At 66.7% G+C, this 13611-nt stretch carries 9 protein-coding genes; 8 read left to right on the top strand and 1 reads right to left on the bottom strand.

Going from position 1 to position 13611, the window contains the following annotated elements:
* From I2E26_RS01130 to I2E26_RS01155, 6 genes are all read left to right on the top strand, one after another.
* On the top strand, positions 1–2742 hold a 2742-nt coding region (locus tag I2E26_RS01130; protein ID WP_195419286.1), incomplete at its 5' end, for a Cna B-type domain-containing protein.
* 175 nt (positions 2743–2917) lie between these two features.
* Positions 2918–4447, top strand: a complete 1530-nt coding sequence (locus I2E26_RS01135; protein WP_195419287.1) for a SpaH/EbpB family LPXTG-anchored major pilin — start codon at positions 2918–2920, stop codon at positions 4445–4447.
* A 13-nt stretch (positions 4448–4460) separates the two neighbouring features.
* Positions 4461–5447 carry a class C sortase gene (locus tag I2E26_RS01140; protein WP_195419288.1) on the top strand — a complete coding sequence of 329 codons (987 nt, stop codon included), beginning with the start codon at positions 4461–4463 and terminating at the stop codon, positions 5445–5447.
* Positions 5422–6126 carry a hypothetical protein gene (locus I2E26_RS01145; protein WP_195419289.1) on the top strand — a complete coding sequence of 235 codons (705 nt, stop codon included), beginning with the start codon at positions 5422–5424 and terminating at the stop codon, positions 6124–6126. Before I2E26_RS01140 ends, I2E26_RS01145 begins: the two co-directional genes overlap by 26 nt.
* A 141-nt stretch (positions 6127–6267) precedes the next feature.
* On the top strand, positions 6268–8109 hold the full coding sequence (locus tag I2E26_RS01150) for an ABC-ATPase domain-containing protein (protein ID WP_229056309.1): 1842 nt from the start codon (positions 6268–6270) through the stop codon (positions 8107–8109).
* Between the two features lie 571 nt (positions 8110–8680).
* On the top strand, positions 8681–10810 hold the full coding sequence (locus I2E26_RS01155; protein ID WP_195419290.1) for an ATP-binding domain-containing protein: 2130 nt from the start codon (positions 8681–8683) through the stop codon (positions 10808–10810).
* A 244-nt stretch (positions 10811–11054) separates the two neighbouring features.
* On the opposite strand, the gene I2E26_RS01160 is transcribed toward I2E26_RS01155, so the two are convergent.
* A complete protein-coding gene (locus I2E26_RS01160; protein ID WP_195419291.1) occupies positions 11055–11846 on the bottom strand; it encodes a mechanosensitive ion channel family protein in 792 nt (263 codons plus the stop codon).
* 246 nt (positions 11847–12092) lie between these two features.
* Here I2E26_RS01160 and I2E26_RS01165 point away from each other — a divergent pair, with 246 nt between their 5' ends.
* Both I2E26_RS01165 and I2E26_RS01170 read left to right on the top strand, forming a co-directional pair.
* Positions 12093–13076, top strand: a complete 984-nt coding sequence (locus I2E26_RS01165) for an ABC transporter substrate-binding protein (RefSeq protein ID WP_195419292.1) — start codon at positions 12093–12095, stop codon at positions 13074–13076.
* A 163-nt stretch (positions 13077–13239) separates the two neighbouring features.
* On the top strand, positions 13240–13611 hold a 372-nt coding region (locus I2E26_RS01170), incomplete at its 3' end, for an ABC transporter substrate binding protein (protein WP_304515620.1).

Raw genomic sequence — 13611 nt, forward strand, 5'->3', positions numbered from 1 at the left:
ATCGGTGGCTACGCGGGCGTCATCACCGCTGCCGGCGTAGCCGACGTGAATACCAACAACGCGTCGAGCGGCTTGCTGCAGAAGCTGCTCGATAAGATCATCAGCACGCCCCAGAGCGTGGCGTCGGTGCTCGATGCCACCGTGTCCACGGTGCGCGGCGCGCACGTCTCGTCCGTTGACCAGGCGACCGACGCGGCGTCGGCGGCATGGGGCTTCACGGTGGACGGCGCCCGCGGCACGGCCGCCGACCGCTCGTACGCCCGCGCCGTGGGCGGCTTCGCCGGCTTGGCCAAGGCCGCGGTTATCGGCAGCAAGCGCGGTGGCACGACCGCGCTGGATACCGTGAGCGTCGACGGGCTGCGCGGCGTCGACGGCGGGCAATACGCCGGCGGCTTCGTGGGTCAGGCCGATGTGACGGGCGTGGCCTCGGTGGGCGGTTCCACCGAGGGCGATCACAGCACGGACCTGCTGTTCAAGCTGCTTAAACTGGGTAACATCTCGGCCATCGAGGCGTTCCGCCCCTACATCTACCATGCGAACGTGGACGGCGTGGCCGACGGCTTCCAGGTGCGCGCGCACGAGGGGTCCGCGCAGGGCATCCTGAGCGCCAAGCGATTCACGGGGTCTGCCGGCGGCTTCGCCGGCGCGGTGATGAACGGCTCGGTGAAGGACTGCGCCGTCGCGGATCTCTCGAGCGTCTCGGGCGTGAACTATTGCGGCGGCTTCGTGGGCCATCTGGGCAAGGCGGGCACCGTGGACGTCGACAACGCGGGCGTCAACGGCCTGCTGGGCGCCACCGCCGGCGTGCTCGACGTTTGGGGCGCCCATGTGGAGCGCTCGCGCGTCTCCGGCATTCCCGACGGGTACACCGTGACCGCAACGCATCAGGGCGAGGACTACGGTGCCGGTACGGACACATCGCGCGGCCGCGAGGTGGCCGGCGGCTTCGTGGGCTATGCCGACCTGGCGCGCGTGCTCGATTGCGACGCCGGCAACCTGAAGCTTGTGAATAGCGGAGAGATCTCGGGCGGTTTTGCCGGCGAGGCGCGTCGCGCGCATCTCGTCGAGACCCAGGTGAGCTCAGGTTTGGTCGATCTCATCCTGCTGATCGTGAACACGCTGCTTCAGCTGCTCTACGTGCCCGGGCTCGAGAAGCTCGGTGTGATCAACATCGGCAAGTGGTTCGGTATCGACAAGATCTTCGACCTGAAGGTCCTGGCCGATGGCGATGCGCTGTTCGTGAACCTCTTCGGGTTGAAGGTCGGCGTCTCGCTGTCCAAGAAGAGCCCCGAAAACCAGCAGGAGACCGATGTCGCCATCGTCACTATCGGAGACTCCACCGTGAAGCTCCCCTGCACCAAGGCGGGCGTCACCGATAAGGACTTCGCTCGTTCCAACCTTACGCTGCAGCTCATCAAGGGCAACCGCGCCCGCGTCCAGGACTGCTCGGTCACGGGTGTGCCAACCGGCTACGACGTCTTCGGCGGCAGCGCGTCGCAGGAGGCCGATGGCGTGAAGGGCCTGAAGACCGGCTATGCCGGCGGCTTCGCCGGCCTGAACGACGAGGGCGTGCTGTACAACAACGATATGTACTACGCGGACGTGGTGCGCGGTACGGCCAAGAAGGTCGACCCGTTCTCGAATACCCAGCTGGTGAGCGTGTGGAACTTCAACAATATGAAGGACATCGTCGGCCCCGACGACGACCAGCACTTCAATAACTACCGCATCTACCGCAGCCATGTCGACGGACCGACGAACGCCGTGACGAAGGACGGCGTGGGCGGTCAGAGCGTGTTCGCCCAAAGCGCGCTCGACGCCAGGACGGGGCTTGATTGCTACGAGGTCGACTTCTTCGAGTTGGTGAACTGCTATGACCGCGACGTCGCAACCAGCGGGGCCGCGGGCGATGACGACACCAAGTGGGTGGGCGTCAAGGACGCCTTCCGCCTGGGTGCGGCGGGTACCGGTTTCAGGGAGCCGCTGGGTGTATACGAGTCGGCGTCAAAGGCGGTTCTCATGCTGGATGCCGCGCAGACGGGCAACGGAGGCGCGCTCACGCCCGAGCCGGGCGAGGGTCAGGACCCCTGTGCCATGACGGTGGACGTGACCATCCAGAAGGTGTGGAACGACCGCGGCGACGCGGAGCATCTGCGTCCGCAGGCCATTCGCGTGAAGCTCGTTGGCTCCTACACCGAGGGGGACCATAAGGTGGTTCCAAACGAGCTGATCTTGCAGGATGCCAACGGGGTCCAGACGGGCAGGATGCCCAATCCGCAGGACATCGTTTTGAGCGCGAAGGACAGCGCGTCGGCGTGGTCCGATACCTGGCGCCGCGTGGTGGCGGGCCTGCCCGTTGCCTTCCGCGATACGGCGGGCGTCCATCATTACACCTACGATGCGGCCGAGGTCGAGGTTCAGGCCGCGGACGGCTCGTGGCGGAAGCTCTCGGATATCGGCTATACCGTGTCGTACGACGTGGATGGCACGGAGCGCGTGATCACCATCACCAACACGCATCGGCCGATGCTGCCCGATACCGGCGGCATGGGGACGTGGCTCATCGCGGCGGCGGGCGCCATGCTGCTCGCATGGGCGGCCTATGAGCGCCGGCGGCGTTCGATGTGCGCGGCCCGTGCCGGCGCGCCTGCAGCATCGTATGCACCTCGGCACCGTCGGGCTCGGCGTCCGGAGCGACCGTCCGCCTACGGGGGCCGGGCTGGATATCGAGGGCACCGCTGATGTGCGGACGTCAATGCGTGCGCGCTCGGGCCCGTCCGAATCTGGGGGCGAGCGCCTGCGGGCGGCGAAAGGATCGTCCTTTGGGTCTTGTGGTTCTAAATGGCTCTTCGGGAGCCGTGAAGAATAGTTTGTTGACATGCAACCTAATGGGAAGGGAAGCACAATGAAAAATGCAATGAAACGCATGTTTACCGCCTTCGTGGCGGTCGCGGTCGCGCTGACCGCGCTCGTTGCCGTGGCGCCGGCTCAGGCGCTTGCTGCCACGGGCTCCGGAACGCTGACGGTGAGCAGCGCCAATTCCGAATTCAACAATAAGACGGTCACCGCTTGGAAGATGTTCGATGCGGTTCCGAGCGCAAACGGCGCAAACGCCAGCTACACCCTGACCGCCGAGTGGGAGCCGTTCTTCAAGGGCATCGAGGGCATGGGCGCCCTTTCGGGCGAGAAGCTTTCCCGCTCCGCCGTCGACCACATCACCAAGATGAAGGGCGACGAGGGCGCTGTGGCGGCCTTCGCTAAGAAGGCGTCCGATTGGGCGAAGCAGCAGAAGCTTGACGCCACCAAGACCGCGGTTGCCCAGAAGAGCGGCGGCAGCTACGTCGCGACGTTCGAGGGTCTCGCGTTCGGCTACTACGTCGTTTCTCCGGCGGGCGGCTCGACCGCCAGCCGCGGCACCGATGCGATCCTTGCAAACGTGGTGAAGGCTCAGAACCCCATCGAGCTCAAGAGCGCCTACCCCACGGTCGACAAGAAGGTCGAGGGCTCCAGCCACGCCGACGCGCAGATCGGTGACACGCTGAACTTCAAGCTCACCTCCGCTGTTCCGAACATGGCTGAGTACACCGAGTACGCCTTTGCGTTCAAGGATACGCTGTCCAAGGGTCTGACCCTCAACAAGGGCAGCATCGTGGTCAAGATCGACGGCACCCAGCTGGTGCTCGACACCGACTACACCGTTGAGGTGACCGGCGGCAACGGCCAGCCCACGAACCTCGTCATCGCCATGAAGAACTTCAAGAACCTGCACCAGAAGGATGCCGGCAAGGCCCTGACGGTCGAGTACGCCGCCACCGTGAACGAGCACGCCGTCGCCGGTATCGACGACGCGGGCAACACGGTCAAGCTCGAGTACAGCAACAACCCGTCCGATCCTTTGGGCAAGGGCGAGACCACCGAGGTCGTCACCCACGGCTACGCCTTCGAGTTCGACATCGCGAAGGTCGACGGCGAGACCAAGGCTGCGCTCGCCGGCGTTAAGTTCCAGCTGAAGAAGAAGGGCGGGGACATCGTCAAGCTCGTCGTGGAGAACGCGGGCGATGCCGGCAACCCCGCTGTCGTGCGTCCCGCCAAGGCGGATGAGCTCCTTACCGCTTCCGATACCGTGACCACGCCCGAGAGCGGCAAGATCACCTTCAGGGGTCTCGATGCGGGCATCTACGAGCTCGTCGAGACCGAGACCCTGGACGGCTACAACAAGTTGACCGGCCCGGTCGAGATCAAGATCGACGCCAAGTACAAGCAGGACGGCACGCTGGAGAGCTGGACCGTCAACAACAACGGACAGAACATCGTGACCATCGAGAACAACAAGGGCACCCTGCTCCCCGGTACCGGCGGCATGGGCACCGTGCTGTTCACCCTTGCCGGCGCCGCGCTGATCGGCTACGGCGTGTACCGCAAGCGCGCAGCCCAGAACGTTGCGTAAGAGCGATCGAACGATGAACAGGCCCCGCGACCTCTTCTCGACCCTTGCCATCATCGGCGGCTTGCTGCTGGTGCTGTACCCCACCATTTCCAATTTCTTCATCATGCGCAACGCATCGCGCGTGGTTGAGGGGTACGACGAGGCGGTCGAGGCGCTGAGCGACGAGGAGGCGGCCCGCCTTATGGGCGAGGCGCGCGCCTACAACGCGAAGCTCGCGGGGCTCTCGGGCATCCCGGCTGCCGCGGGCGGCTGGGATGTATCCGATCCGCAGCTTGCCGCCCAGCTGGAAGCTGAGTATGCCTCGCTGCTCAATCTCAACGGCGACGGCGTGATGGGCTACGTCACCATCCCGCGCCTCGATGAGACCATGCCCATGTACCACACCACCGAAGAGAAGGTGCTGCAGGTGGGCACGGGCCATCTCGAAACGACGTCGCTGCCCGTGGGCGGGGCGTCGACGCACGCGGCGATCTCGGGCCATCGCGGCCTGCCCTCGGCGAAGCTCTTCACCGAGCTCGACGAGATGCGGGAGGGGGATGTGTTCTACGTGCGCGTGCTCAAGGAGACGTTCGCCTACCAGGTCGATCAGATCCTTACCGTTTTGCCGCACGAGACCGAGCCGCTTGCCATCGAGGCGGGGGCCGACCAGATGACGCTCGTCACCTGTACGCCCTATGGCATCAACTCGCATCGGTTGCTGGTGCGCGCGCACGCCATCCCGTACGTTCCCTCTATGGACGACGAGGTGGGCGCTATGGGCAGCCCCATCAACCTGTCATGGCCGCACATCGTGTTCGTGCTGGGGTTGGTGGCGCTCGCCGCGTTCTTCGCGAGCCTTCGGAGCCGGGAGCTACGTGAGCGGGAGGCGCGACTGGAGGTTGAAGCCGACCGGGCGTATGGTCCGCGTCCTTCGGCGACGCCCGGCGCGGCCGGCGAGCGAACGAGGGAAATGGATGAGGAAGGGGGGCGCCCGTATGAAGGCGGTCATTTTAAAAGGTAGGACGCTTGCATGCGCCATCGTGGTGGCGCTGTGCGCGCTTCTTGCTGCACCGGGCATCGCGCCCGCTGCCCCTTTGGGATCCATCTCGTTGGCCTGCATGCACGAGCGCGACGGGGTGTCTGTCCCTGTGGCGCGCGACCGGTACGCCGTCGTGGCGGTCGCCACGGCATCGGTTGAAAACGGCGGCGTCAGGTATGCGACGCTCCCTGCTTTCGAGGAGGTGTCCTGCGATTGGTCCTCCCTGGATGTCGAGGGGCTGCGCGAGCGTTCGAGGGCGGCGCACGAGGTATTCCTGCGCGACGGCATGGCGCCCGTCGCGACCATCGTGACGGACGATGCCGGCCGGGCCCGTGCGGCGGAGTTGGCCGCGGGCATCTATCTGGTGGCTCGTATCGAGACCGCTTCCCAGAACGAGGACGTGCTAGTCGATCCGGTTTTGGTGGGCGTGCCCGCCACGGTCGACGGGAAGCTCGAATACGATGTCGTCGCGTACCCCAAGTTCGAGGACGTGCCGGGCCCGCAGCCCGACAAGCCGGGCGGCTTGATACCCGGCTTCGACCTGCCGACGACGGGCGATATGCAGCTTGCGCTGGTTGGCGTGCTGCTTTTGCTGGGAACGGCGACCCTGTGGTCGTCGCGCCGCGTGGCGGAAGGCTCGTCTGATTCGAGTGCATCATAGCGTGGTGCGCTCGGGGCTTCCGATCGGCGTGGGACACAATGGGATACTATGGATGGGCGCTCGGGAAACCGGGCGCCCATTGTTATTTACCGGCGTAGAGCAGCTCGATGCCGCGCGGCGACAAGGCGAAGAGAAGGGGCCATGCAGATGAGGACCGATTGCGACCTGGTGCGCGAACTCGAACGGATCGACGGGCGCGGATACCCCGCATACAAAGATGTGCGGGGCGGGTACGACTTCGGCGATTTCCAGCTGCACATCGAGCACGTCCAGGGCGACCCGTTCGCCGCGCCGTCGCGCATGCGGGCGCAGGTACCGGCCGATGCGCTCGGGATACCCGAGGGCATGTGGAATGCGCGGCATCGACGCACCGCTCTCGAGGACGTCTTGCTGCGCCGCTTCGCGCGGGCGCTCGCTTCGTTCAGCATGCGTGCCGGCGGCTCGGGGAAGAGCGGCGTGCTCGCCACGGCGTCGCCCGGACCCGAGGTGTTATCCCGTTCCGCGTGCGAGGTGCGGGACGGCGCGGTGACCCTGCGCTTCGAAGCCGGCCTGCCGGCGCGCGGGCGCACGGTGGACGGCCGCGCGGCCGCGCGCATGCTGCTGGACTTCGTGCCCGCGTGCATCGACCGAACGCTGTTCGCCGATGACGGGCTGCTCGATCAGGCGTGGGCCGCGGTCGAGCTCGCCGACGACCAGCGCGCCGCGCGCGAGAAGATGGAGGAGCTCGGCTTGGTAGGCTTCGTGGCGAACGGCTCGGTGCTGCCGCGCGAGAGCGGCGTGTCGAAGCGACCGATGGCCGACGTTCTGCCGTTCGAGTCGCCGGAGGAGCAGCGCGTGGTGCTGAACCTGCCGCATCGCGGGGACGTGGCGGGTATGGGCATCAAGCGCGGCGTCACGCTCATCGTGGGCGGCGGCTACCACGGCAAGTCCACGCTGCTGCAGGCGCTGCAGGACGGCGTGTACGACCATGTTGCGGGAGACGGGCGCGAGCTCGTGCTCACCGACCCTTCGGCCGTGAAGCTGCGCGCCGAGGACGGTCGCGCGGTGAGCGGCGTGGATATCTCCTTGTTCATCCGCGAGCTGCCCGGCGGCCGCGATACCTCCTGCTTCTCCACGGTGGATGCCAGCGGCTCGACGTCCCAGGCGGCCTCGACCGTCGAGGCGCTCGAGGCCGGCGCCCGCACCCTGCTGATCGATGAGGATACGAGCGCCACGAACTTCATGGTGCGCGACGCGCTCATGGAGGCCGTGGTGGCGCGCGAGTTCGAGCCCATCACGCCCTTCGCCGAGCGCGTCCGCGATCTGTGGGAGCAGGCGGGCGTGAGCTGCGTGATCGTGGCGGGAAGCTCGGGTGCGTATTTCTCCGTTGCCGATTGCGTGCTGCAGCTCGACCGGTACCGGGTGGTCGATATCACCTCGCATGCGCGCGCGGTGTGCGAGCATCTGGACGCGCCGGTAACGCCGCGGGCTGCAGCGTTCGAACTTCCGGGTGCCGGCCATGTGCTCGGAACGGCGTTCGGGGGCGCGCCTGGTTCCAGGGCGCGCGGCGCGGGCCGCGGTGCCGTGGGCGACGGCGGCCGAGGCGGCGTCGGGGGCGGCCGCGGCGGGCGGGCGATGGGTCCCGGCGGTGGATTCGAAAGCGGCGGGCCTCGGGGTCGCGGCATGGCGGGCGAGCGTGCCAAGGTGCGCACAAGTGGATGCGACTCCCTGCAGGTGGGGGATGGGTTGGCCGATGTTCGTCTGGTCGAGCAGCTCGTCGATCCCGCTCAGACGCGCGCCATCGCCCAGCTCCTCCGCGTGGGCCTGCAGCGCGGCGTGGTGGCGCCCGGAGTCCCGGTTGCCCGCGCGGCGCGCGAGCTCGGGGCGCTGCTTGATCGCGAGGGCTTCTCGGTGCTGGCCGAGCATGGTGACGCGCCCTGCGATCTCGCGCGGCCCCGTCTCCACGAGCTCGCCGCCGTGCTCAACCGCTGGCGCCGCTCCTAGAGCGTTCGACACTCGCTTTCTTGCGGAAGGGGGCGGGCATCGCGGGCGCCGCTTGGATGCTGCTTGCGCCGGTCCGTCGTTTCAGCTCGCTGTCGTCGGACCGTTTCAGCCTCGGCTTGCTTTTTTGAGGGCCGTTTCGGCCTGTCGCCGCGCGCGGTTTCCTGACGCCAGCGAGCTGCTCCGCGGTTTCCTGACGCCAACGGGCGCTTTCTGCCCGTCTTGGCGGGAGAAAACCGCGGGTCCTCCGTTTTGCTGGGATATTTATGAACCGTGGCGCCTCCTATGCGCAAAATCCTGACGGCAAAGGCCCGGCATAGAGCCTTTGTGGGAGAAAATCTGCTGGCCACGGCCCGTATGTTAAAAACCTGACGCCGGCGCCGTGCACCTGGCGAAATGGCTCGCCCGGGGAACGCCGGCGCCGTGTGCCTGGCGCCCTGGCTTGCCCGGCGACGAAGCCGATGGAGGCGCCGGCGCCGCGCGCGGTGCGTATCTTGTGTTGCCGTTCGTCTCGCGTATGGGCGGTGGGGTACACTGGTTTGCGCTCAACGCATGCAACCGATTGAGAGGGACCATGAGAGAAGACGATCCGGTATTCGACGAAGAGCAGGCGCATCTCGACGAGCTTTATGCCCGGCTGCTGGGCTTTCGCGACGACCTGACCCATCAGCTCGAGCACGACCACAAGCAGGCCGTGGCCGACCTGGTCACCATGAGTGAAGAGATCCGTCCCGACTTCGGCGGAGCGGACGAGACCATGGAGACCCTGGCGGCCATCGAGACGCTCAACGCCGTCATCGACGCGTATAACCAGTTCCACGATTTCAGCGTCGACCGGCTGCGCAAGGTGCTGCTCCTTCTTCGTCAGCCCTATTTCGCCAAGGTGCGTCTGAAGATGCGCCCCGACCGCCCGGCGCGAGACGTCTACATCGGTGCGGCCGGTATCACCGACGAGCGCCACACGCCGCTCGTGGTGGACTGGCGCAACCCCATCGCCGAGACCTATTACAACCAGGAGAACGGCACTACCAGCTACACGGTGAACGGCCGCGTCAAGACGGTGGAGCTCGAGTTGCGCCGCCAGTTCGATATCGAGCGCGACCGCCTGCACGCCTACTTCGACACCACGGTGGCCATCGAGGACTCGCTGCTGCTCAACGCGCTGCGCCGGCACCATTCCGAGAAGCTGCAGGCCATCACCGCCACGATCCAGCGCGAGCAAAACGAGGTCGTGCGCCACGAGGACGTACCGGTCATGCTGGTCAACGGCATCGCGGGCTCCGGCAAGACCTCGGTCATGCTGCAGCGCATCGCCTACCTGCTGTACCACCAGCACGAGACGCTTTCGGCCGACCAGGTCTACCTGTTCAGCCCCAACGAGGTCTTCGAGCGCTATATCGACGGCGTCTTGCCCTCGATGGGCGAGGCCAACCCGCGCCTGTACACCTGGCGCGATTTCGTGGACGAGCAGGGTGCGGGTAACCGCGACGACGGTTCGAACACGCCGGCGCTCTCGCTCGAGCTGCTCGAGGCGGGTATGCCCGGCCTGTCGATCGAGGACGACGACCTGCGTTCCATCATGGTGGACGACGAGGTGCTGCTGAGCGGCGGCCAGATCTTCGGGGTCGTCGCCAAGTTCATGCAGTATGGCATCGGCCCGCGCTTCGTGGCCCTCGTCACCGACGAGCTGCGCAGCCGCCTGGACCGCCGCCTGGCCGCCATGGCCCGCGACGACGTGTGGCAGGAGCGCATGCTGGGCCTCGACGTCGAGGAGCAGATCCGCCTGCTGGGCTGCGCCGCCACGCCCACGGGCGAGGACGACACGGCCGAGCTCACGCGCTGTTACGTGGACCAGCTGTTCCTGGCGCCCGCCGAGGCGGCCATCGATCGTCTAAGCTGGCTCAAGCTCGACCGCATCGGCATGCGCATGCTGGGCAAGAAGACGCTGTCGGCCACCGAGCTGCTCTACCTGCGCCTGCTCATCTGCGGCCGCGGCGCCACCGATGCGAAGTTCGTCATGGTGGACGAGGTCCAGGATTACTCGGTCGCCCAGCTTAAAGTCCTGGCCAAGTTCTTCTCCGGCGCGCACTTCCTGCTGCTGGGCGACCAGAACCAGGCGATCCGCGAGGGCACCGCGTCGTTCGACGAGATTCGGCAGATCTTCACCGATACGCATGGCTCGGTGGACGTGTGCCGCCTGCTCACCAGCTATCGCTCGAGCCCCGAGGTCACGGCGGTCTTCTCGGCGCTCGTCAACATGGGCGACGATATCAAGCTGGCGAGCGTGCGCCGTGCCGGCCTGGAGCCGCGTCGCGAGGTGCTGGCGAACGACGACGAGCTGGCGGCGGCCCTGCGAGGGCTCGTCGCCGAGGCGACGCGGGAGCGCGAGGACGAGCCCGCGGGGCTCACGGCCATCGTGGCGCACGACGGCAAGGCTGCCTACCGCATCGCGAAGCTTTTGGACAACGAGGTGCCGGTGCTCAAGAAATCGCAGACGCTGCCCGGGTCCGGCGTGGTGATCGTGACCCTGTCCATGGCGAAGGGACTCGAGTTCGACCACGTGGTCATCGCCGATGCCGATGCGCAGACGTACCCCGATACGCCGCTGGCGCGCCGTAGGCTCTATACCGCGGTGTCGCGCGCGATGCATCAGGTCACGCTCCTTGCGGTGGGCGAGCTGTCGCCCTTGCTCGCCGCTGTTTAATTCGGCGATAATCGCCCTGTATGCAAAGGGACCGCGGAGTCGGCTCGTGCCGGCTTCGCGGTCTTTCGTTATAGGGAGGCCGGTATGGACCGTAGGGGATTCGAGGGCGTTGCGGACCTGGTGCGCCGAGCGCGCGGCTGAAGCGGGCGGCCGCGCTGAAGGATTGGGGCGGACCGGCTGCGCGCGGGCGCCCCGCGGCATCTTTAGAGCTGGCTATCGCGCCACGTCCCGTGCGGGGCGGCGCCTAGATCTCGCGGGCGATGGCGCGCACCACGGCGTCGGCCGCGAGGCTCGTCTTGCTGGCGTCTTCCAGCACGAAGATGATCTTGCCCTTGATGCCGAACTCCGTGATCTCGGAGAACAGCACGCGCGGTCCCTCGACGACCGTGCAGACCGAGTTGGCGGCGGCCAGCGCGATACCGCCGAGCTTGGTGGCGATCTGGTCGGTGTCGCAGGTCACGGTGGGCGCATCGCCGTCGGCGCCAGCGGCGTGCGGCACGGCGAACGGTACCACCACGCGGCTGGCGGGCAGCAGGTGCACGAGCGCGGTCTTGGAGATGATCGAGTTAGGGATGATGACCGTCTGGCCCAGGATGTCGCGGATGGTGGTGTGGCGCCAGCTGACATCCTGCACCACGCCGGATTCCGACCCGACCTCGATGTTGTCGCCGGGTTTGACGATGCCCATGAACGTGACCTGTAGGCCGCCGATGAGGTTGGACAGCGTGTCTTGGAAACCCAGGGAGATGGCGATACCTCCGACGCCCAGCGTGGTGATGATCGCGTTGGCGTTGATGCCGAAGATGCCGTCGAGGACGATGCTCGCTCCCACCACCCAGATGGTGGTGCGGGCGATGTTGATGATGATGGACGAGCTGGGTAGCGGGTTGCTGTCCTGGTTGAGCAGGTGGCGCAGCGCCCGCGAGGCCACGCGGGAGACGAGGCTTGTTGCCAGCACGAGCAGCACGGTCCAGAAGGCCTTCTGGACCCAATCGAGCTGGATGATGTGCACGGCCTGGGTGATGATGTCGTTCATGCTGCTCCTTCGCGTCGTCGATACCGCCCATGATACCCGCTTGCGCGCCGCGCGCGCCCGCATCTCGTGAATGCGGACGGCGGCACAAGGTTAACAACCTGTGTCCTCGGGCGTCCGCGTCGCAACGGCGGGCGCGTACTCGCTAACATCTTGTGCCAAGCCGCGGCGCGCCGACGCGCGGCGGGACGAATGAAAACGGCGGCGCCGTGAGCGCGACCGCACGGGCACAGTGAAAGGATGGTTGCCATGAAGCGTATCAACCTCGTTCGAAGGGGCGCCGCTTTTGCGGCCACGATGTGCACCGCGCTCGCGCTGAGCGCCTGCGGCTCTGCGGACGCCCCCGGCTCCGACGGCTCCTACAAGATCGGCGTGCTGCAGCTTACCGAGCACGGCGCGCTCGACCAGACCAACAAGGGCTTCATCGAGGCGCTCGACGAATCGGGTATCCCGTATACGGTCGACCAGCAAAACGCGCAGAACGACCAGTCTACCTGCCAGACCATTGCCAACAAGCTCGTGAGCGATGGCGATGACCTCGTGTTCGCCATCGCCACGCCGGCGGCCCAGGCCGTCGCGGGCGCTACGACCGAGATCCCCGTGGTGGGCTCGGCCATCACCGACTACGCGGCCAGCGGCCTGGCGGCCTCCAACGAGGCGCCGGGCGCCAACGTCACCGGCACCTCCGACCTCACTCCGGTGGCCGATCAGATCGACCTGCTCACGCAGCTCATCCCCGATGCCAAGACCGTGGGCATCCTGTATTGCTCGGCTGAATCCAACTCCGACGTGCAGGTTTCGCTTGCCGAGGAGGCGCTCGACCGCGCGGGCATCGCCCACGAGCGCTATTCCGTGTCCTCTTCCAACGAGATCCAGCAGATGGTCGAGTCGATGGTGGGCAAGGTCGACGCTATCTACGCTCCCACCGATAACACCATCGCCGCGGGCATGGCCACGGTCTCCATGGTCGCAACCGACAACGGGCTGCCGGTCATCGCGGGCTGCGACACCATGGTGAGCGACGGCGGCCTGGCGTCGTATAGCATCAACTATCGCGACCTGGGCTACAAAGCGGGGCAGATGGCTGTTAAGATTCTGAAGGAAGGATCGGACCCCGCGACGATGCCCATCGAGTATCTGTCGAGCGACGAGTGCCAGCTTATCGTGAACAAGGCAACCGCTGACGCGCTCGGTATCGACGTTTCCGCTCTGAAGGACGCTCGGTTCGTCTAGGGCTCTTCGACACGCAGGGTCATATCCGGGGGACCGCACCGTCACGTTGCCGGCAAGGCGGCGGGGCAGTGCGGCCCTCTCGTATAGGACCGTATCGGATGGTCCGCCTATCGCATATGTGACCCGTACCCGCGCCAGACGCGCTTATCAAAGGAGATTCGCCATGGATCGCATCGTTTGCTCCCGTCGTATGTTCGCCAAGGGTTTTGCCGGCGCCGCCGCGCTGGCCGTCGCCGGCGGTCTCGGGCTCGCCGGCTGCTCGAGCCAGGACGCGCCGCAGGGCGGGTCGGCCCCTGCTGCCGGCGCCCGCAAGGTGGGTGTGCTGCAGCTTACCGAGCACCCCGCGCTCGACGCGGCCAACAGGGGTTTCGTGGCCGCGCTCGAGGCCGACGGCATCGCCGTCGCAATCGACCAGCAAAACGCGCAGAACGACCAGTCGGCCTGCCAGACCATCGCGAGCAAGTTCGTCAACGACGGCTGCGACCTGGTGCTGGCGATCGGCACGCCGGCCGCCCAGTCCATGGTGGGCGCCACG

This window comes from Collinsella sp. D33t1_170424_A12, assembly GCF_015554865.1.
Classification (GTDB): Bacteria; Actinomycetota; Coriobacteriia; order Coriobacteriales; family Coriobacteriaceae; genus Collinsella.